This is a genomic window from Lentzea sp. HUAS12, assembly GCF_024125735.1.
Classification (GTDB): Bacteria; Actinomycetota; Actinomycetes; order Mycobacteriales; family Pseudonocardiaceae; genus Lentzea; species Lentzea albida.
In genome coordinates this window covers 8,358,402-8,379,002 of record NZ_CP099738.1, presented here as the reverse complement: position 1 = coordinate 8,379,002, position 20,601 = coordinate 8,358,402, and the positions used below count along the sequence as shown (strand labels likewise).

Genomic DNA, 20,601 nt, shown 5'->3' with positions numbered 1-20,601 from the left:
CTCCAGGGGCTGACAACGTTCCCGGTCAGACCTGCAACGACTTGCAGAACCGGTCAAGACGGGCAGGGGCCGTGAGCAGGTCAGAAGTGCAGCTCGGGACGCCTGTCCCCGCCGGCCCGTGGTTCCCGGGTCTCGGGCGAGCCCTGCGGGCCGTCCCTTCGAGACAGCCGCAGGGCGCCACGCCCGGCTCGGCCCGACCGGACCGCGCTCAGCTCCTCTGCTCGTTCGTGATCAGCGGCTTGTCGCCCTTGCCCGAGATCTTGAGCGTGTGCTCCTCGACCGAGACCTTGTTGGTCTCCTTCTCGGTCAGCTCCAGCGCCGTCGTGACGGTGAACGTGCCGTCCTCGCCGGCGTCGACCAGCGGGCCCTCCTTGATCGCGACCTTGGAGAACTGGCCCCAGAACTCCTTCTCCTCGGCCGAGCTCGGCGCCTTGTCCGGGTCCCAGTCGCCGCGGGCGGCGTCGACGTTCGCCGGCAGCTTCGCGTAGTGCTGCTTCACGAAGGTCGTGATCTGGGCCGGGGTGAACTTGGTGGCCGGCGGCTTCGTCGTGGTCGTCGGGGCCGGCTTGGACGACGGCGTCTGCTTCTCGGTCGTCTTGGTCGGCGTGTTCTGCGTCGGCTTGTCGTAGGTGGGTTCCGGGGTCTCCGACGTGGTGGTCACCGACGTGTTCGGGCCCGCGCCGCTCGAGTCGTCGCCGTAGTTCGAGTAGATCGCGTAGGCGACGCCGGAGATCAGGAGCACGCCGAGGACGGCGGCCGCGACGGCGAGGCCGCGGTTGCTCTTCTTCGGTTCCGGTTCCGGCTCGTAGTCGTCGTAACCGTCGTCGTAGGTCGCGGGCAGCGGGGCCGGCGGGCGGGTGCGCGGTGGCTGCTGCGGTGGCATCGGGCGCTGCGTCTGGGTGCCGGGGCCCGCGGCGCCCATCACGGCGGTGCCGGTCGGCGGGGTCATCGGGCGCGGCGGGATCACGCGGGTGGCGGGGACGGGCTGGCCGGCGGCGATCGCCTTCAGCTCCTCCGCCGCCTGGGCCGCGGTCGGGCGCTGCGACGGCTCGTTCGCGAGGAGCCTCGTCAGCAGGCCGGTGAGCGGGCCCGAGCGCATCGGCGGGCGGGTCTCGCCGCGCGCGACCTTGTAGAGCAGGCCGAGGTCGTTCGTGCTCTTGCCGAACGGCGGTTCGCCCTCGGTCATCGCGTAGATCGTCGCGCCGAGCGAGAACACGTCCGAGGGCGGCGCGGGCTCGGCGCCGCGGGCCAGTTCCGGCGCCAGGTACGCGGGCGTGCCCGCGAGCATGCCGGTCTTGGTGACGGCCACATCGCCCAAAGCGCGCGAAATGCCGAAGTCGGTGATCTTGACGGTGCCGTCGCGTCCAATGAGGACGTTGCCGGGCTTGATGTCGCGGTGCACGATGCCGGCGCCGTGGGCGGCGGCCAGCGCGCCGGCCGCCAGCGACCCGATGCGCGCGGCCTCCTGCGGCGGCATCGTGCCGCGGTCCGACAGGATCGACGAGAGGTTGCGGGAGGGCAGGTACTCCATGACGAGACAGGGCTTGCCGTCCTCGACCACGACGTCGTACACGGCGATCGCGTTCGGGTGCTGCAGGCGCGCCGCGATGCGGCCCTCGCGCATGGCGCGCTGCACCGCCTCGTGGAACTCGTTCGACTCGACGTCGTTGAGAAGCAGCTGCTTGACCGCCACGTCACGGTGCAGGAACTCGTCGCGCGCCCGCCACACGACACCCATCGCACCGGCGCCGAGTTGGTCAAGCAGGACGTAGCGACCTCCAAGCTTGTTCACGCGCGCACGGTACCCGTAGCGCGCGTGTAACACGGTGAGTTGTACGGGAAGAGTGCAATCAGACAGCCACCAAGCATTGAGAAGGTGGACGAGAGACCCTGTGGGTGCACCGCAAACCTTCGACGAAGGTTTGCGGTCCACCCACTGGACACGAGCGGCGGTCGAGGTGTGCGATCGAACACGGCTGGGTACGGATCTAGATGGGGTAACCCGCTGTCAGAGGGCTTGATCGAGCAAGGCAGGATTCAACGCATTGACGCGGAGCGACACGGCTGAAGGGCGCTGCCGATGAGCGGACGACTCGGTATCGACGACGTGACCCCGGTGGTGTCGGCTGGCAGATATCCAGCCAAAGCCGTTGTGGGAGAACACATTCCGGTTCAGGCCACGGTCTGGCGCGAGGGGCACGACAAGCTCGCGGCCACCGTCACGTGGAGAGGGCCGAACGACCGAGTCGCTCGCCAGACCCGCATGCACGAGGTCGGAGTCGGCCTCGACAGGTGGGGCGCGACGGTGGTTCCGGACGCCGAGGGCGCCTGGAGCTTCCGCATCGATGCGTGGAGTGACCCCTGGGGCACCTGGAACCACGCCGTTGAGGTGAAGATCGCGGCGGGACAGGGTGCCGGTGATCTCGCAAACGATCTTGAAATCGGTGCCCAGCTACTCGAACGGGTGGCAAGGCGACCCGATAGGCGACAAGAGCGAGCTTTGCTCATGTCCGCGGCGGAGGCGCTGCGCGACACGGACAGGCCGCTGACCGAACGGGTCTCGCCGGCGCTCGCGGCCGACGTGCAGAAGATCATGTTCGAGCACCCCGTGCGCGAGCTGATCACCAAGGGCAAGACGCACAAGATCTGGTGCGACCGCAAGAAGGCGGCGTACGGCTCGTGGTACGAGTTCTTCCCGCGCAGCACGGGCGGGATCGACGAGACCGGCCAGGCGGTGCACGGCACGTTCGCGACGGCGACCAAGGAGCTCGACCGGGTCGCGGCGATGGGCTTCGACGTCGTCTACTTCCCGCCGATCCACCCGATCGGGCGAGTCAACCGCAAGGGCCCCAACAACACGCTCGTCGCGACGCCCGAGGACACGGGATCACCGTGGGCCATCGGCGCGGACGAGGGCGGGCACGACGCGATCCACCCGCAGCTCGGCACCATCGAGGACTTCGACGCGCTCGTCGCGCGGGCGAAGGAGCTCGGGCTCGAGGTCGCGCTCGACTTCGCGCTGCAGTGCGCGCCGGACCACCCGTGGGTGCTCAAGCACCCGGAGTGGTTCACGCAGCTGCCCGACGGCACGATCGCGTACGCCGAGAACCCGCCCAAGAAGTACCAGGACATCTACCCGATCAACTTCGACCTCGACCCGCAGGGCCTCTACCACGAGGTGTTGCGCGTGGTCCTGTTCTGGGCCGAGCACGGGGTGCGCATCTTCCGGGTCGACAACCCGCACACCAAGCCGCCGGACTTCTGGCAGTGGCTGATCTGGAAGGTGAAGGAGGTCTACCCGGACACGCTGTTCCTGGCGGAGGCCTTCACCCGCCCGGCCCGCCTCTACGGCCTCGCGAAGCTCGGCTTCACGCAGTCCTACACGTACTTCACGTGGCGGACGGGCAAGCAGGAGCTGATCGAGTTCGGCGAGGACATCCGCGACCACTGGGACGAGGCGCGGCCGAACCTGTTCGTGAACACGCCGGACATCCTGCACGAGTCGCTGCAGTTCGGCGGCCCCGCGATGTTCGGGCTCCGCGCGGCGCTCGCCGCCACCCTCTCCCCCACGTGGGGCGTGTACAGCGGTTACGAGCTGTTCGAGCACGAGGCCGTGAAGCCCGGCAGCGAGGAGTACCTCAACTCCGAGAAGTACCAGCTGCGGCCACGCGACTACGCCCGCGCACTGGCCGATGGCCGCAGCCTCGAGCCGTGGCTGCGCAAGCTCAACCACATCCGCAAGGCGCACCCAGCGCTCCAGCAGATGCGCACGCTGAAGTTCCAGAGCGTCGAGAACGACGCGTTGGTCGCCTTCTCCAAGCGCGATCCGGAGACCGGCGACACGGTCGTGGTCGTCGTCAGCCTCGACCCGCACAACGCGCAGGAGGGGACGCTGTACCTCGACCTGCCGGAGCTCGGGTTCGACTGGCACGAGCGCGTGATCGCACACGACGAGGTCACCGGCGAGACGTGGGACTGGGGCCAGGCGAACTACATCCGCCTCGAACCCTGGCGTGCCACCGCACACGTCGTGAGCCTGCAACGACGTTTCTCCTAGGGCACCCTTCAGCATGCTCACCCGCACAACCCCCGACGAGGTGGGAACCATGTCCGACGACACCCGTCCCGACTCCGCGCTCGGGCTGGAAGGAACACCCCACACCGGCGAGGCCGTCGACGCGGAAGGCTTCCTGGTCGAACCCCAGGCCGAGGACTTCAAGTCGGCCAAGCCGGCCTCGGCGAACCCCGACTGGTTCAAGGGCGCGGTCTTCTACGAGGTCCTCGTCCGCGCCTTCAGCGACTCCAACGGTGACGGCACGGGCGACCTCCGCGGGCTCGCCTCCCGCCTCGACTACCTGGAGTGGCTCGGCGTCGACTGCCTCTGGCTGCCGCCGTTCTACGCCTCGCCGCTGCGCGACGGCGGGTACGACATCAGCGACTTCCGCGCGGTGCTGCCGGAGTTCGGCACGGTCGAGGACTTCGTCTACCTGCTCGAGGAGGCGCACCGCCGGGGCATCCGGGTGATCACCGACCTGGTGCTCAACCACACCTCGGACGCGCACCCGTGGTTCCAGGAGTCGCGGCAGAACCCGGACGGCCCGTACGGCGACTACTACGTGTGGAGCGACGACGATTCGCGGTACTCCGACGCGCGGATCATCTTCGTCGACACGGAGACGTCGAACTGGACGTACGACCCGGTGCGCGGGCAGTTCTTCTGGCACCGCTTCTTCAGCCACCAGCCGGACCTCAACTACGAGAACCCGGAGGTGCAGGAGGCGATGCTCGACATCCTGCGCTTCTGGCTCGACCTCGGCATCGACGGGTTCCGCCTCGACGCCGTGCCGTACCTCTTCGAAGAGGAGGGCACGATCTGCGAGAACCTGCCGCGCACGCACGAGTTCCTCAAGAAGTGCCGCAAGGTCGTCGACGACGAGTTCCCCGGCCGGGTGCTGCTCGCCGAAGCGAACCAGTGGCCGTCGGACGTCGTCGAGTACTTCGGCGACCCGGCGGTGGGCGGCGACGAGTGCCACATGGCGTTCCACTTCCCGTTGATGCCGCGGATCTTCATGGCGGTGCGGCGGGAGTCGCGGTTCCCGATCTCGGAGATCCTGGCGCAGACGCCGGCGATCCCGGAGAACGCCCAGTGGGGCATCTTCCTGCGCAACCACGACGAGCTCACCCTCGAAATGGTCAGCGACGAAGAACGCGACTACATGTACTCCGAGTACGCCAAGGACCCGCGGATGAAGGCGAACATCGGCATCCGCCGACGGCTCGCCCCGCTGCTGGAGAACGACCGCAACCAGCACGAACTGTTCACCGCGCTGCTGCTGTCACTGCCCGGCTCGCCCGTTCTGTACTACGGCGACGAGATCGGCATGGGCGACAACATCTGGCTCGCCGACCGCGACGCCGTCCGCACGCCGATGCAGTGGACCCCGGACCGCAACGCGGGCTTCTCGTCGTGCGACCCCGGCCGGATCTACCTGCCGGTGATCATGGACCCGGTCTACGGCTACCAGGGCCTCAACGTCGAGGCGCAGCTCAACAGCTCGACGTCGCTGCTCAACTGGACGCGGCACATGATCGAGGTGCGCAAGCAGCACCACGCGTTCGCCGAGGGCGACTTCACCGAGCTCGGCGGCTCCAACCCGAGCGTGCTCGCCTACAAGAGGCAGTGGAAGCGCCCGGACGGCCGCGAGGACATCGTGCTCTGCGTGAACAACCTGTCACGCTTCCCGCAACCCGTCGAGCTCGACCTCTCCGAGCACCGCGACCACACGCCGGTGGAGCTCACCGGAGGTGTCAAATTCCCCGCGATCGGGGAACTCCCCTACCTGTTGACCCTCCCGGGTCACGGTTTCTACTGGTTCCAGCTGGTAGAGGCGGGCGACGACGGTGAAATGAGGTGAATCGCGGCGTGACCGATCCCCACGAGCTCGTCGAGAAGCTCGTCGCCTCACTGCCCGACCTGCTCCCGAACGCACGGTGGTTCGGCGGCAAGGACAAGCCGATCACGGCTGTCCGTCCACTCAGGACGACGGTGGTGGACGGCGATCTGGTGCACGTGGTCTTCGAGGTCGAACAACCCGGCCGCACCGAGAACTACCAGGGCGCGTTGAGCCTGAGCACCGGCGCGTGGGACGTGCTGCTCGACCCCGAGCACAACGGCGTCCTGCTCGACCGGATCGCCACCGGGCACGAGGTCGACGGCATCGTGTTCGCGCACGAGCCCGGCACGGAACTGAAGTCGGGCCTGCGCGGGCGGCCGATCGGCGTCGAGCAGTCCAACACGTCCCTGATCTACGGCCAGCAGTACATCCTGAAGATCTTCCGCAAGCTCGCGCACGGCGAGAACCGGGACCTGACGATGCACCGCGCGCTGCGGTCCGTCGGCTGCGAGCACATCGCGCTGCCGCTGGGTTCGATCTCCACGGAGCTGAACGGGCAGCCGGTCACGCTCGCGATGCTGCAGGAGTTCCTGCCGGACGCGGTCGAGGGCTGGGACATGGCCAAGACGTCGGTCCGCGACCTGATGGCCGAGGCCGACCTGCACGCGTTCGAGGTGGGCGGCGACTTCGCCGGCGAGGCGCAACGACTCGGCCACGCCGTCGCGAAGGTGCACGCCGACCTGGCGGAGGCGCTGGGCACGAAGATCGCCGACGAGGACGCGATCTCCCGCGCGGTCGAGGGCATGCAACGCCGGCTGGGCGTCGTGCTGGAGGCGGTGCCGGAACTGGGCCGCTACGAGGAGCCGCTGCGCGCCGCGTTCGAGCAGGCGCGCGAGCACATCGGCGCGTTGCCGATCCAGCACATCCACGGCGACCTGCACCTCGGTCAGGTGCTGCGGACCGTGCACGGCTGGCTGCTGATCGATTTCGAGGGCGAGCCGGCGGCGAGCGTCGAGGACCGCCTGGCACTGCGGTCGCCGTTGCGCGACGTGGCGGGGATGCTGAGGTCGTTCGACTACGCGGCACGGCAGCTGCTCGTCGGCCAGCCCGACGACGACCAGCTCGCCTACCGCGCGATGGAGTGGACGAAGCGCAACCGCGCCGCGTTCTGCGACGGCTACGCCGAGGTGGCGGCCGACCCGCGGGACAACGTGCCGCTGCTGCGCGCTTTCGAGCTGGACAAGGCGGTCTACGAGGTCGCTTACGAGCACGCCAACAGGCCGGAGTGGTTGACGGTTCCCCTGTCGTCGATCGCCCGGATGACCAGCGGAGGAGAGTAGACCGTGAAGGCCGACCTGGACCGGCTCCTGTCAGGTGCGCACCACGACCCGCACTCGGTGCTGGGTGTGCACACCGTCGGCGACCAGGTGATCGCGCGGGCCCTGCGCCCAGGCGCGACGTCGGTCGCCATCTCCTGGGGCGACAAGCAGGTCGAACTGCCACGCATCGCGGACGCCCTGTTCGAGGGCGAGCTGCCCGAGACGCCCGGCGACTACCGGCTGCTGGTCAGCTACGGCGACCACACGGTCGAGGTCGACGACCCGTACCGGTGGCTGCCGACCGTGGGCGAGCTGGACCTGCACCTGATCGGCGAGGGCCGGCACGAACGGCTGTGGGACGTGCTGGGCGCGCACGTCCGTTGCTACGAAACGGCTTCCGGTGACGTCACCGGCGTCTCGTTCGCGGTGTGGGCCCCGAACGCGCGCGGCGTGCGCGTGACCGGTGACTTCGACGGCTGGGACGGGCGCGCGAACCCGTTGCGCTCCATGGGTTCGAGCGGCGTCTGGGAGGTGTTCCTGCCGAACGTCGTGCCGGGGTCGCGGTACAAGTTCCGCATCCTCGGCCAGGACGGCGTGTGGCACGAGAAGGCCGACCCGATGGCGTTCGCCACGGAGGTCCCGCCGCAGACGGCCTCGGTCGTCACGCGGTCGGAGTACCAGTGGCAGGACGACGAGTGGACGGCGAAGCGCGCGGCCACGCAGTGGGCGAACGCGCCGATGTCGATCTACGAGGTGCACCTGGGCTCGTGGAAGCCGGGGCTGAGCTACCGGGAGCTCGCGACCGAGCTCGCGGACTACTGCGTGGACATGGGCTTCACGCACGTCGAGATGCTGCCGGTGGCCGAGCACCCGTTCGGTGGTTCGTGGGGCTACCAGGTCACGTCGTACTACGCGCCGACCTCGCGGTTCGGCACGCCGGACGACTTCCGGTACTTCGTCGACACGCTGCACCAGCGCGGCATCGGCGTGCTGGTCGACTGGGTGCCCGCGCACTTCCCGAAGGACGCCTGGGCGCTCGCGAAGTTCGACGGCACGCCGCTGTACGAGCACGCCGACCCGCGCCGCGGTGAGCAGCTCGACTGGGGCACGTACGTCTTCGACTTCGGGCGCAACGAGGTCCGGAACTTCCTGGTGGCGAACGCGCTGTACTGGATCGAGGAGTTCCACCTCGACGGCCTGCGCGTGGACGCCGTCGCGTCGATGCTCTACCTCGACTACTCGCGGCCGGAGGGCCAGTGGCTGCCGAACGAGTTCGGCGGGCGCGAGAACCTCGACGCGGTCCGGTTCCTGCAGGAGCTGAACGCGACGGTCTACAAGCGGCACCCCGGCATCGTGATGATCGCCGAGGAGTCGACGGCGTGGCCGGGCGTGACGCGGCCGACGCACCTGGGCGGGCTCGGGTTCGGCTTCAAGTGGAACATGGGCTGGATGCACGACACGCTGCACTACCTGTCGCGTGAGCCGGTGCACCGCTCGTTCCACCACAACGAGATGACGTTCTCGCTGGTCTACGCGTGGAGTGAGAACTTCGTGCTGCCGCTCTCGCACGACGAGGTGGTGCACGGCAAGGGCTCGCTGTGGGAGCGGATGCCGGGTGACGACTGGAACAAGGCCGCGGGCGTGCGGTCGCTGCTCGCGTTCATGTGGGCGCATCCCGGCAAGCAGCTGCTGTTCATGGGCGGCGAGTTCGGGCAGCGGCAGGAGTGGTCGGAGTCGCGGTCGCTCGACTGGCACCTCGTCGAGCAGGAGCCGCTGCACCAGGGCATCCAGAAGCTGATGCGCGACCTGAACGCGGTGTACAAGCAGGCGGCGGCGCTGTTCAGCCACGACGTCACGCCCGAGGGCTTCCAGTGGATCGACGCGAACGACTCCGGCGGCAACGTCCTGTCGTTCCTGCGGATCGGTGAGGACGGCTCGACGCTCGCCTGCGTGGCGAACTTCTCCGGCTCGCCGCACCACGACTACCGGGTCGGCCTGCCGTCGTCCGGGCGCTGGAAGGAGCTCGTGAACACCGACGCCGAGCACTACGGCGGGTCGGGCGTGGGCAACATGGGCGGTGTCGAGGCCGAGGCCAGGCCGTGGCACGGGCGCCCGTACTCGGCGATCCTGCAGCTGCCGCCGTCCGGTGTGCTGTGGCTCGTTCCCGAGACCCCCGGTGTGCTGGGCGAGGCGGACTGACGCGGCGCGGCGGGCTGATCCGGTCAGGTGAACCTGTTCAGCCCGCCGCACGTTGCCCCTTGTATGCGCCTGACTTGGACGAGAAGGACGCCCCTCGAGCCGGCCGGCAGGCACAATGGGTTCATGCGGCACCGGAGCATCGCGCTGATCGTCGCCACCGCCCTGCTCGCGGTGGGTTGCACCGCTGAGATCCCTGGGCAGCCCCGCGCCGCCAAGGTGGTGAAGAAGGAGGCGTCCAGCCCCACCATCCAGGTGCGGGGCTCGGACAACGGCCCCATCGACAAGCTGGCCGCCACCGCGCTGACGGACATCGAGGAGTTCTGGACGGACTCGTTCCAGAGCACCTTCAACAAGCCGTGGAAGCCGCTGACCGGCGGGTACTTCTCGGTCGACACGGCCGACGCCTCCGCGAAGCCGCCGCCGTGCACGCAGAAGGCCGCCGACGTGGAGGGCAACGCGTTCTACTGCCCGGCCGCCGACGCGATCGCGTGGGACCGCGCGTCGCTGCTGCCGGTGCTGCAGGACCGCTTCGGCGAGGCCGCGGTGGTCGTGGTGCTCGCGCACGAGATCGGCCACGCCGTGCAGAACCGCATGGGCATCACGCCCGAGGCGGAGCGCCGCGAGCCGGACCGGTACCCGACGATCCTCACCGAGGCGCAGGCCGACTGCTTCGCGGGCGCGTTCGTGCGCAACGTGACTGACGGCAAGTCGCCGCGCCTCGACATCAACGCGGACGCCCTGGACAAGGCGCTGGGCGCGCTGATCACGTTCCGCGACCCGGTCGGCACCTCGCCGGAGGACGAGCAGGCGCACGGCAGCGCGTTCGACCGCGTGGCGGCGTTCCAGGACGGCTACGAGCAGGGCACGAAGTTCTGCTCCCAGATGACGGTCCAGAACCGCCAGTTCACGCAGCGCGCGTTCACCAGCACCACGGACCGCGCGAACGGCGGCAACCTGCCGTTCGACGACATGCTCGAGGCCGTCACGCCGGACCTCGACGGCTTCTTCAAGGACGTGGCCACGAAGGCGGGCAAGACCTGGCAGTCGCCGCGCGCCGAGGCCTCCCAGACCGAGCCGACGTGCTCCGGTGACCAGGGCCCCGTCGCGTACTGCCCGTCGGACAAGACGATCAAGATCGACACCAAGGAAGAGCTGCCGGACCTGCACAAGGAGTTCGGCGACTACGCGACGGGCACGCTGATCGCGACCCGGTACGCGATGGCCGAGCTCGCGGTGCTGGGCAAGCCGACCGAGGGTGAGAAGGCGTCCGCGGCGGCGCTGTGCCTGGCCGGGGCTTACACGGGCGCGGTGTTCCAGCGGCAGGACGGCTTCGGGCTCTCGCCGGGCGACTTCGACGAGGCCGTGACGGTGCTGCTCCAGTTCGACTACGCGGCCCGGGACGCGAAGGGCGGCAACCCGGTGGACCCCGGCTTCCAGCGCGTGGCCCGGTTCCGCGAGGGCGTGTTCGAGGGCGCCAAGAAGTGCGGCGTCTGACGGTCAGCGTCGTTCGACGGGCGCCTGGTCGGCCACGACCGAGATGCGCGCGCCCGGAATCGTGAGCGTGCCGCCCTTGAGGTCCGTGTTCCGCACGGTGACCTCGGTGAACGTCGCGAACGGCACGGTCAGCGGTGGCGGGTGCGCCGCGGTGTAGTCGACCGGGATCTTGATCCCGAGCAGGTCGAGGTTGCCCTTGAGCTGGATCGTGTACAGCTCGATGCGGCCCGACGACACCGTGGACGTGCTGCCCGGCCGTGCCGCCGTGACGAGCTTGACGCCCGGCGAGACCTCGGCGGACTGCACCAGGTCCCTGATCTTCATGTCCGACGCGGTGAACTTCAGGACCTTGACGACCTGCCCGTTCAGCAGCGCGTCGACGACACCGGCGAAGTTCAGCCCACCGAGGTCGAGCCGGGACGCCGTGAGCGTCCACTCGCGCCCTCCACCCGCCACCGGGGCAGGGGCCGGTGGCGGGGGTGCCGGTGTCGAAGGCTCCGTGCTGGTCGGCGGAACGGACACGGACGACGCCGGCGGCGGAGTGGCGCTGGTGCTCGACGCGGGTGGTGGCTCCGACGTGGTGCTGGTCGGCGCCGGTGAGCTGCTGCCGGGAGCGGACGACGGCGGTGGCTCGGTGCTCGACGGCGGTTGCAGCGCCAGCACCGCGGCCATCGCCGCGGCGGCCAGCGGGTGTGCTCGCATCACGTGGGCTGGACCGTCTGCGAAGGCTCTTCGGCTGTCTTCCGCTTCTTGGGCTCATCGGTCCACGCCACGGCGAGCGCACCGCCGAGCAGGCTGAGGACCGTGCCCGCCAGGAAGCCGCCGAGGTTGGTCACGACGAGCGCGACCAGCGACAGCAGCACCGTGACGATGCCCGCCGCGAGCCGGAACTTCGGCTGCACCCACAGCGACACCGCGCAGATCGCGAGCAGCGTGCCGATCAGCAACGCGGACGTGCCGCCGATCGTCTTGATCGAGATGACCATGTCGCCGAGCTTCACGCCGACGAACGGCGGGAACAGGATGATGAGCGCGCCCGCGGCCACGAAGAGACCGGCCCAGAAGGGCCGGCCACGTCGCCACGCGGTGAAGCCGCGCCAGAGCGTCAGAAGCACTCTTGCTTCCCCTGGCGAATGGTCAGGTTCATGCCCTTGAACCTGATGGTCTGGGCCGTGGTGGCCCAGGCGGTCTGCTGCAGCGAGGTGATGTTCGCCGTGTCGGCCTGCAGGCCGAACGAGCCCGGCAGACCCCGGAGGTTCTCCGGTCCCTTGGTCACCTTGTTGGCGTCGATGCCGATCTCGGGGTTGCCGAGGACCAGGTCCCCGTTGAGGTCGGTGAGGTTGACGACCAGGTTCTCGGCCGACATGCCGCCCACGCCGTCCGCGGTGATGCGCATCGTGATGTCACCGACGATCGGCATGTTGGCGACGAACACCGACTGGCAGAACTTGTCGAGCCTCGCCGTCTTGAAGCCGCTGACCGCGACGACGTGCGTCTTGCCGGCGCCCGCGTCCACCCCGCCGAACTGGACGAACCCCTGACCCACCAGGTTGTCGGCGGACACCTTGAAGTTGGTGCCGGACACCGCGAACGAGGCGGCCAGCGCTCCCTGGGACATGCCGAAGAGGAGGGCACCCGCGCCTATCGCGCCGATGCCGAGCACCCCGGCGAACCGTGCCCAGCGCGTTCTACCCATACCCCCGGACTCCTTCCACGCTGAAGGCTTGCGTGAGAGGGACTTTGGGCTGGAAACATCGGCGGGACAACAAAAACGAGCCCGCGCAGTTTTGAAATCACCCCAGGGAGTGAGCAGGTTTCACGTTCGGCCCTGGCACTTGCTGCACGTGGCCGAACGCCGCTTAGTAGGGTCTGACCTCATGGGATTCGGACGAATCGCCGTCGCGCTGGCCGTGACCGCGACCTTGACGGCGTGCGCCTCCGTGGTCGAGGGCGACCCGAAGGGCGAGCGACCCGACCCCACGAAGGTCGCGGGCCTTGAGATCTCGAACGGCCCGTCCGGCCCCAAGCAGGGCGTGCCGGACGCGGACCTGAGCGTGGAGAACGGCGACGGCGGCGAGATGGACCGCCTCGCCATCAACACCCTCGCCGACGTGCAGGAGTTCTGGAAGGCCGAGATCCCCAAGTCGTTCCCCGGCAAGACCTTCGAGCCGGTGAAGCGCTTCCTGTCCTACGACTCGGGCGGCAAGGGCGTCGAGGTCTGCAAGCTCAACACCACCGGCATCGCCAACGCGTTCTACTGCGCCCTCGACGACAGCATCACGTGGGACCGCGGCGAGCTCCTCCCGATGCTGCAGGACTCGTTCGGCCCGATGGCCGTCGTGACGGTCCTGGCGCACGAGATGGGCCACGCCGTGCAGTACAAGCTCGGCCCCGCCTCGAACATCGGCCCCAACACGTCGTCGATCGTGAAGGAGCAGCAGGCCGACTGCTACACCGGCGTCTTCATGCGCTGGGTCGCCGAGAACAAGGCGAAGCACTTCGAGCTCTCCACCGGCGAGGGCCTCAACCAGGTGCTGCAGACGATGTTCTTCATCCGCGACAGCGCCGGCACGTCGTTCGAGAAGCAGGGCGCCCACGGCAGCGCGTTCGACCGCGTCTCGGCCTTCCAGTTCGGCTTCGTGCGCGGCGCCGCCCGCTGCGCCGAGATCAACGAGGCCGAGATCAACAAGCGCATCACCGAACGCCCCTTCGACCTCTCCGACACCGACCAGGGCCAGGGCCGCGGCAACGCCAAGATCGACGAGGAGAAGTACCTCAGGGCCCTCGAGGAGTCGCTGCGCGACGCCTACAAGTCGAGCGGCGCCGTCTTCCCCGCCTTCGACCGCGCGGGCATCAAGCCCTGCTCCGACGCCCAGACCACGTCCCCGGCCTCCTACTGCCCCGCCGTCAACCAGGTGCAGCTGGACCTCCCGCAACTGGTCAAGATCGGCACACCCCCGAAGAAGGGCACGAAGGGAGGCATCGGCGACTTCGCGGCGTTCGCCGTCATCGCCTCCCGCTTCTCCCTGTCGATCCAGCACGCCACGGGCTTCAAGCTGGACGACGACGCCGCAGGCCAGCGCACCGCGTGCCTCACCGGAGCCTGGGCGGGCCTCACCAACCGCCCGGACGCGGCGGCGAACCTCAAACTCTCCCCCGGCGACCTGGACGAGGCCGTGGCGGAACTCCTGGCCGACGACAGCCTCATCGCGGCAGACGTCAACGGCAAAGCCGTCCCCTCCGGCTTCGCCCGCGTGGAAGCCTTCGGCGACGGCTTCTTCCGAGGCCTCTCGTTCTGCGTGAAGAAGTACTCGGTTTGATCAGCCGATCGACCCCGATCGATACTCACTGACGTGCTCACCGATGAAGCCACGACCTACGCCTCGTGGTTCGCGACCCTGTCCGACCCGACCAGGGTCCGCCTGCTCCACCACGTGGCCTCGGCACCAGCCCCGGTCACCGTGGGAGAGCTGACCACCCTGCTGGGCGTGAGCCAGTCCACCTGCTCACACCACGTCCGCAAACTGGCCGAGGTCGGCTTCCTCCAGATCCAGCGCGAGGGCACCACCACCCTCGTCACAGTGAACCCGGCCTGCTGCACAGGCCTCCCCCACGCGGCAGACGCGGTGATGGGCGCCCTCTCCACAGGCACCCTCCGCCCAGCGGAGGGCGTCAAGATGCGCGCGATGACCGCCGCCGACTGGCCAGAGGTCCGCCGCATCTACGGCGAGGGCATGGCGTCGGGCAACGCCACCTTCGAAACCGAGGTCCCGTCCCGCAGAACCCTGGAGTCCAAGTGGCTACCGGACCACCGCTGGATAGCCGAGGTGGACGGCGCCGTGGCGGGCTGGGCGGCGGCCACCCCGGTCTCGGCGCGCGAGTGCTACGCGGGCGTGGCGGAGACGTCGATCTACGTGGCCGACAGCGCGCAGGGCAGAGGCGTGGGCAAAACCCTGCTGCACCACCAGGTCGCGGCCGCGGACGCGGCGGGCCTGTGGACGCTGCAGGCGGTCATCTTCCCGGAGAACCGGGCCAGCATCGCGCTGCACCACAAGGCGGGGTTCCGCACGGTGGGATTGCGGGAGCGGATCGCGCAGCACCACGGCAGGTGGCGGGACACCGTCCTTTTGGAACGGCGACGCGCTTAGGCGAGATGGCAGGGCCCGGCGGGGCTGCACCGGGTGAGGCTGCGCTGGGTGGGCGGGCACGCCCGACGGCCGCGATGCCGAAGGCGAGCCGTCTTCAGCAAAGAGGAACCGGCGGTGGGGTCCCATCACGAGTCGCGCCACAGCTCCTGCTGCATGCCTGCTCTTGGTGCGGCTTGTGATGGGACCCCACCGCCACCGCAACCACACTACGAAACAGGCGGCCGCTTTAAGCAACAGGCGTGCCATCTATCTGCCCACGGCGCTGACCCCCTGATCAGATTGCCGCGGGTCTGGGGGCAGAGCCCCCAGGGGAAGCACGCAACAGAAACCCGCCGCACCCAACAGGGGTACGCGCCAAACCGACGCGTCAGTACAAAGCAGAAGCCAACGCCCGCCGAGCAGCAGCAACCCGAGGATCATCAGCCGGGAACAGCTCGAACAACCCCACCAAGTGGGCCCGAACCCGATCCCGATCCTCCCCGAAAACCCGCCGAACGGTGGAAACCAACCGAGAAAAGGCTTCCTCGACCATCTGCCCGGCAACCTGGGCATCGGCGGCAGCCAACTGAGCGTCGATGTCCTCAGGCGCCCCATCGGCCTTGGCGATCACCGCAGGATCAACGGCCTCGGCCCGCTCAGCGAACCGAGCCTGCGCCAGCCCTTCCTTGGCCAACTCGTTCGAAGGCTCAGAAGCGAGAATCTCCGAGTAGAACCCCTGAGCGGCGACGTAGTCCCCACGCTCAAAAGCTTCCTCAGCAGCAACGATCCGAGGATCCTCAGGAATCTCCTCGGGCTCGACCGGCCCCCCGGCCCGAGCCTCGCCGGCACGAATCCCGGGCAACCGGTCCCGCAGAGCGTCCAGCAACCGGGCGATCCACTGCGACAACTCGGCGTCGGCAATGGGCCCGCCAAAAGCATCAATCGGCTGACCAGCAGCAACGGCCACGGTGGTCGGCACGGACTGCACCCCGAACGCCTGCCCGATCCGCGGCGCGGTCTCCAGATCGACCCGCGCCAGGATCCAGGCGCCGCCGGACGCCGAGGCGTGACGGGTCAGGGTCGCGGCCAGCTGCTGCGACTCCGGGCTGTACGAGGCGCCCAGCAGCACCACGACGGGCACCTGCAGGGACTGTTCGACGACCGCCTGGAAGGAGGCCTCGGTGACGTCCACGATCCACGGCACCGAAGAGCCGTTGTCAGGTGCCGGGGCACCGGCGGGGGCGGGGGACGCCGCGGCGGTGCGGGCCGCGTCGGCTCGGGCCTTCAGGGCGCCCAGGTCGACGGCGCCCGAGAGCGCGGCGGACAGTGCGGCGGTCTTGCGAGGATCAGGCCTTGTCACGTGTTCCATCCTGGCACGGCTAGTTCCCGGACCGGGTCCAGGGCCATCGGGTTGACGCGCATCGCCTCGTTGGCCGAGGCGATGCGGAGAGCGAGCGGTGTCATCAGGTCGATGAACCGCGATGTGCGTTCCTCACCCAACGCCTCCCACGGCGCCCGGGCGGCCTCGTCGGTCGCTCGTTCCACCGCGGGGAGGTCGCCGGGCAGGTCCGCGACTTCTTCCCACTCCTCGACAGTCCAACCACGCGCGGTGCGCATGTATGCCGGGTCGAGGGAATGTTCACGGGCGTAGAGCGCAAGCGCTTGGCACGGGCCCACGCCGGCCGCGACCAGCGCCGCCACGTGGCCGTCGCCGCGGGCCTCGCGCAGGATCGTGCAGGCGTGCCACAACGCCAGGTGGGGCTCGGAGGGCCACGGCAACGCGCGGTTCGCCGCGGCCAGCGGCCGGCCTGCCAACGGGCTCGCCAGAGCGGCCTCACGAGCCAGAGCAGCGGCTTCCGAGATCTCCGGCGTGTCCACCGAGCCCAGCAGACGGCGCAGAGCCCCGTCGACGCCCTCCAGCCGGGCATCGAGAAAAGCAGAAGGCGACGCCACCTCCCACGCGTCCGGCAGCGCGCGGTGGACCATGCGCGGCGCGAAGTTGTAGAAGACCGCCGTCACCAGTTCCGGCGACGCGGCGCCCAGGGGTGCGGCGCGCAGGCCGAAGTAGCCCATCCAGCCGCCCTTGCAGCCCAGCGCGTCGGTCGCCGCGCGGGATTCGGGCGTGAAGTACGTGACGTCGTGGTAGGGCTCGAACCTCAACCACAGCTGCCTCGCGTCCACGCCCGACACGCTAACCCAGCCGGAGTCGCCGCACGGGTCCACTCACCGTGGCGGCGTAGAGCGTTCGGCCATCCGAGGACGCTCTCACGGCGTGTCGGCGAGGTGCTCCTCGATCCGGTCGACCTTGGCCCTGAGCTGACCGGTGTAGCCGGGGCGGATGTCGGCCTTGAGCACGAGGGACACGCGCGGCGCGGCGGCCTGCACGGCCTCCGTCGCGCGCTTCACGACGTCCATCACCTCGTCCCACTCGCCCTCGACCAACGTGAACATCGCGTTGGTCTCGTTGGGCAGTCCGGACTCCCGCACGACGCGGACCGCCTCGGCCACGGCCTTCGCGACGCCTCCCGACGAGTCCGAACCGGACGGAGCAACGCTGAACGCGACGAGCACACGAGCCTCCTGCTGATCACGGGTTGTACTGACTGGTAGCTTCGGTGCCCATGACACCGCTGCCGTTCGATCCGATCGCCCGCGCGGCCGAACTGTGGGACGACCGGGTGGGGTCGTCCACGTCGATGGCCGCGGTCACGAGCGTCATGCGTGTCCAGCAAATCATCCAGTCCGCCGTGGACGCAGCCCTCAAGCCGCACGGTCTCACGTTCGCGCGCTACGAGGCGTTGGTGCTCCTCTACTTCTCCCGCAAGGGCGCGCTGCCGATGAGGGTGATGGGCGAGCGCCTGCAGCTGCACCCGACGAGCGTCACGAACATCGTCGACCGGCTGGAGAGCGACGGCCTCGTCCGCCGCACCCCGCACCCGACCGACCGCCGCACCACGCTGGTCGAGATCACCGACGCGGGCCTGCAGCGCCGGGAGAACGCGACCGCGGCCGTCGTCGAGGTCAACCTCGGCCTCAAGGGCCTCACCGACCGCCAGACCGAGCAGCTCACCGACCTGCTCGCGAAGGTGCGCCGGGCGAGCGGCGACTTCGAGGATTAATTCGGCTGCGCGGCCGGGCCCGCCTGTGGCCTGATGGGGCGCATGTGGGATCGACCGGACCGTTCTGCCGTCGCGCTCGTCAGCACCCCCGGCGGGTTCACCGGACGCACCGGGGTGATCCCGGTCGGGACACCCGACTGGAACCACGTCGAGCCGGTCAACACCGCCCTGCGCGCACTGCTGGGCGTGGAGACGAGCGTCCTGCGCCTGCTCTCGGCCGAGGGCGGCAGGGTGCCTTTCGGCGGCGTCGTCACCTACCACGTCGAGGCGCACGACGAGCCCGACCACAGCCTCCTCGAACCCGCTGAGGCACCGGCACCGGACGCCGAGCACCGGCTGCCGTGGGCACGACCGGGAGGTCCTGCCGAACTCGTCGCGTGGGCCGACTCGGTGATCACCCGCACCGGCCCGGTCGCGCAGGTCCGCACCTGGAACCTGTCGAGCGTGCACCGCCTGCCCACCGTGAACGGACCGGTGTGGCTCAAGGCCGTGCCGCAGTTCTTCGCCGACGAGGGCTCGGTGATCAAGATGGTCGCCGCCCACGACCCGGCGCTCGTGCCCGAGGTGCTGGCCTCCGCACCCGGACGCGTGCTGATGAGCCAGGCCGAGGGCACCAAGTGCTGGCCGGTCACCGCTGAACACGTCGAGGAGGTCGTGCCGCGCTGGGTCGCCGTCCAGCACGCGCTCGCGGGAGAACCCCGGCTCAGGCCGTCCGCCGTGCCGATGCCGGACTTCGGCCTGCCCGACACGCTCACCCACGGCGACTTCCACCCCGGCAACTGGCTCGACAGCGGCGTCGTCATCGACTGGTCCGACGCCGTCTGGGGTCACCCAGCGCTCGACGCGTGCCGGCTCATGGAGTACGCGCAGCCCGAACTGCACGACCTCGTCCGTCGCGTGTGGAGCGAGGCGTGGCTGCGGCACCGCCCGGACAGCGAGCCCCTGAAAGCCCTGGAGATCGCGCCGCGCGCGTCCAGGCTGCACAACGCCGTGAAGTACCAGGAGTTCCTCGACAACATCGAGGAGTCCGAACGGATCTACCACGAGGGCGACCCCCAGATCGAGCTCCGCGAGGCCCTGCGGCTGGTGAGCGGGTGAGCGAGCGGTCGGTCATCGCCCTGGTCAGCGCCCCGAGCGGGTTCGCGGGCCGCACGGACGCACTGCCGGTGAGCTCACCGTGGTGGCCCGACGTCGAGCCCGTCAACGAGGTGCTGGAGGACCTGCTGGGCGTCCGGACGAGCGTCCTCAGACTGGTCTCGGTGCAGGGCGGCAGGCGGCCCGCCGGTGGTGTGGTCACCTACCACGTCGAGGCGCACGGCGAACCCGACCGCACCCACCTGCACCCGGCCGCGGAGCCCGCCGCGGACGCCCCGCACCGGTTGCCCTGGGCACGGCTCGGCGGGCCGTCCGAGCTGATCGCGTGGGCCGACGAGCACGTCGAACGGACCGGCCCGCCCGTCCAGGTCAAGTCGTGGAACCTGTCGAGCGTGCACCGCCTGCCGACCGCGAACGGCGACGCGTGGCTGAAGACCGTCCCGCCGTTCTTCGCGGACGAGGGCGAGGTGATCCGGATGGTCGCCGCGCACGACCCCGGCCTGGTGCCGGAGGTGATCGCCTCGGCACCGCGCCGGGTCCTGCTGGCCGGGGCCGCGGGTCAGGCGTGCTGGGACACGAGACCGGAGCACGTCGAGGAGGTCGTGCCGCGCTGGGTCGCCGTCCAGAACGCGCTGGCGGGCGAGCCGCGGCTGAAGCCGTGCGTCGTCCCGATGCCGGACTTCGGGCTGCCGGACACGCTGGTGCACGGCGACTTCCACCCCGGCAACTGGTTCGACAGCGGCGTCGTCATCGACTGGTCCGACGTCGTCTGGGGTCACCCGGCGCTCGACGCGGGCAGGCTCATCGAGTTCTGCCGGCCCGAGCTGGGCGACCTGATCCGCCGGGTGTGGAGCGAGGCGTGGCTGCGGCACCGGCCGGACAGCCGCCCGCTCGAAGCCCTCGACACCGCCCGGCGCGCCTCACACCTGCTGCTCGCCGTGCAGTACCAGGAGTTCCTGGACAACATCGAGGACTCCGAGCACGTCTACCACCGCGACGACCCGGCGAGGGAGCTCAGAGCTGCTCGGCGGCGGGCTCGCTGAGGCGGCCGGTCTTCGAGGCCCAGCGCTCGAAGAGCACCGTGCCGAACGGCGGGATGCTCGACAGCAGGCCGAGGACGAGCGTGCGCGCGTCCCACTTCAGCGGCTCCTTCGTCATCAGCGTGACGAGGATGAAGCCGACGAAGACGATGCCGTGGATCGGGCCGAAGATCTTGACGCCGATCTCGTTCTGCACGACGACGTACTTGAAGAACATCCCGAGCAGCAGGCCCGCCCAGGAGATCGCCTCGGCGAGGGCGAGGATGCGGAACCGGCCGGTCACGCTGGAGAACGTCATGGCTCCCCATCATGAA

18 protein-coding genes are annotated in these 20,601 nt (G+C 69.6%); 10 read left to right on the top strand and 8 right to left on the bottom strand.

The window, feature by feature from the left end:
* Window positions 1–208: 208 nt before the first annotated feature.
* A complete protein-coding gene (locus ND450_RS39260) occupies window positions 209–1,792 on the bottom strand; it encodes a serine/threonine-protein kinase (RefSeq protein WP_253323146.1) in 1,584 nt (527 codons plus the stop codon).
* A gap of 288 nt (window positions 1,793–2,080) precedes the next feature.
* On the opposite strand from ND450_RS39260, the gene ND450_RS39255 reads away from it, so the two are divergent.
* From ND450_RS39255 to ND450_RS39235, 5 genes are all read left to right on the top strand, one after another.
* Window positions 2,081–4,057 (top strand): alpha-1,4-glucan--maltose-1-phosphate maltosyltransferase, encoded by a 1,977-nt coding sequence (locus tag ND450_RS39255; protein ID WP_253323145.1) that lies wholly within the window; start codon window positions 2,081–2,083, stop codon window positions 4,055–4,057.
* A gap of 49 nt (window positions 4,058–4,106) precedes the next feature.
* Window positions 4,107–5,915, top strand: a complete 1,809-nt coding sequence (gene treS / locus ND450_RS39250) for a maltose alpha-D-glucosyltransferase (protein WP_253323144.1) — start codon at window positions 4,107–4,109, stop codon at window positions 5,913–5,915.
* Window positions 5,916–5,923: 8 nt separating this feature from the next.
* Window positions 5,924–7,234 (top strand): aminoglycoside phosphotransferase, encoded by a 1,311-nt coding sequence (locus ND450_RS39245; RefSeq protein WP_253323143.1) that lies wholly within the window; start codon window positions 5,924–5,926, stop codon window positions 7,232–7,234.
* A 3-nt stretch (window positions 7,235–7,237) separates the two neighbouring features.
* Window positions 7,238–9,412, top strand: a complete 2,175-nt coding sequence (glgB, locus tag ND450_RS39240; protein ID WP_253323142.1) for a 1,4-alpha-glucan branching protein GlgB — start codon at window positions 7,238–7,240, stop codon at window positions 9,410–9,412.
* A gap of 123 nt (window positions 9,413–9,535) precedes the next feature.
* Entirely contained in the window at window positions 9,536–10,906 is a 1,371-nt protein-coding gene (locus ND450_RS39235; RefSeq protein ID WP_253323141.1) for a neutral zinc metallopeptidase, read from the top strand.
* 3 nt (window positions 10,907–10,909) lie between these two features.
* On the opposite strand, the gene ND450_RS39230 is transcribed toward ND450_RS39235, so the two are convergent.
* From ND450_RS39230 to ND450_RS39220, 3 genes are read right to left on the bottom strand one after another with little or no spacing between them, the layout of a single operon-like run.
* On the bottom strand, window positions 10,910–11,608 hold the full coding sequence (locus ND450_RS39230) for a hypothetical protein (protein WP_253323140.1): 699 nt from the start codon (window positions 11,606–11,608) through the stop codon (window positions 10,910–10,912).
* A complete protein-coding gene (locus ND450_RS39225) occupies window positions 11,608–12,021 on the bottom strand; it encodes a DUF6114 domain-containing protein (protein WP_253323139.1) in 414 nt (137 codons plus the stop codon). The genes ND450_RS39230 and ND450_RS39225 overlap by 1 nt, the downstream gene beginning before the upstream one ends.
* The gene (locus ND450_RS39220) at window positions 12,012–12,602 is read right to left on the bottom strand and encodes a DUF6230 family protein (protein WP_089921520.1); all 591 of its coding nucleotides are present in this window, start codon (window positions 12,600–12,602) and stop codon (window positions 12,012–12,014) included. Before ND450_RS39220 ends, ND450_RS39225 begins: the two co-directional genes overlap by 10 nt.
* Window positions 12,603–12,783: 181 nt before the next feature.
* Between ND450_RS39220 and ND450_RS39215 the strand changes: the two genes are divergently transcribed.
* Both ND450_RS39215 and ND450_RS39210 read left to right on the top strand, forming a co-directional pair.
* Window positions 12,784–14,226, top strand: a complete 1,443-nt coding sequence (locus ND450_RS39215) for a neutral zinc metallopeptidase (RefSeq protein WP_253323138.1) — start codon at window positions 12,784–12,786, stop codon at window positions 14,224–14,226.
* A gap of 33 nt (window positions 14,227–14,259) precedes the next feature.
* Complete coding sequence (locus tag ND450_RS39210; RefSeq protein ID WP_253323137.1) at window positions 14,260–15,054, top strand: metalloregulator ArsR/SmtB family transcription factor; 795 nt, start codon at window positions 14,260–14,262, stop codon at window positions 15,052–15,054.
* Window positions 15,055–15,421: 367 nt separating this feature from the next.
* On the opposite strand, the gene ND450_RS39205 is transcribed toward ND450_RS39210, so the two are convergent.
* The 3 genes from ND450_RS39205 to ND450_RS39195 form a co-directional block, all read right to left on the bottom strand.
* On the bottom strand, window positions 15,422–16,393 hold the full coding sequence (locus ND450_RS39205; RefSeq protein ID WP_089921523.1) for a tetratricopeptide repeat protein: 972 nt from the start codon (window positions 16,391–16,393) through the stop codon (window positions 15,422–15,424).
* On the bottom strand, window positions 16,390–17,214 hold the full coding sequence (locus tag ND450_RS39200; protein WP_253323136.1) for a hypothetical protein: 825 nt from the start codon (window positions 17,212–17,214) through the stop codon (window positions 16,390–16,392). Before ND450_RS39200 ends, ND450_RS39205 begins: the two co-directional genes overlap by 4 nt.
* Window positions 17,215–17,298: 84 nt before the next feature.
* Complete coding sequence (locus tag ND450_RS39195) at window positions 17,299–17,604, bottom strand: MTH1187 family thiamine-binding protein (protein ID WP_253323135.1); 306 nt, start codon at window positions 17,602–17,604, stop codon at window positions 17,299–17,301.
* Window positions 17,605–17,654: 50 nt separating this feature from the next.
* Here ND450_RS39195 and ND450_RS39190 point away from each other — a divergent pair, with 50 nt between their 5' ends.
* From ND450_RS39190 to ND450_RS39180, 3 genes are read left to right on the top strand one after another with little or no spacing between them, the layout of a single operon-like run.
* On the top strand, window positions 17,655–18,152 hold the full coding sequence (locus ND450_RS39190) for a MarR family winged helix-turn-helix transcriptional regulator (RefSeq protein ID WP_253323134.1): 498 nt from the start codon (window positions 17,655–17,657) through the stop codon (window positions 18,150–18,152).
* A 42-nt stretch (window positions 18,153–18,194) separates the two neighbouring features.
* A complete protein-coding gene (locus ND450_RS39185; protein WP_253323133.1) occupies window positions 18,195–19,250 on the top strand; it encodes a phosphotransferase in 1,056 nt (351 codons plus the stop codon).
* Window positions 19,247–20,290, top strand: a complete 1,044-nt coding sequence (locus ND450_RS39180) for a phosphotransferase (RefSeq protein WP_253323132.1) — start codon at window positions 19,247–19,249, stop codon at window positions 20,288–20,290. The genes ND450_RS39185 and ND450_RS39180 overlap by 4 nt, the downstream gene beginning before the upstream one ends.
* Here ND450_RS39180 and ND450_RS39175 read toward each other — a convergent pair.
* Window positions 20,262–20,585 (bottom strand): DUF3817 domain-containing protein, encoded by a 324-nt coding sequence (locus ND450_RS39175; RefSeq protein ID WP_089921528.1) that lies wholly within the window; start codon window positions 20,583–20,585, stop codon window positions 20,262–20,264. The two genes, ND450_RS39180 and ND450_RS39175, sit on opposite strands and share 29 nt — an antisense overlap.
* Between the last annotated feature and the right edge of the window lie 16 nt (window positions 20,586–20,601).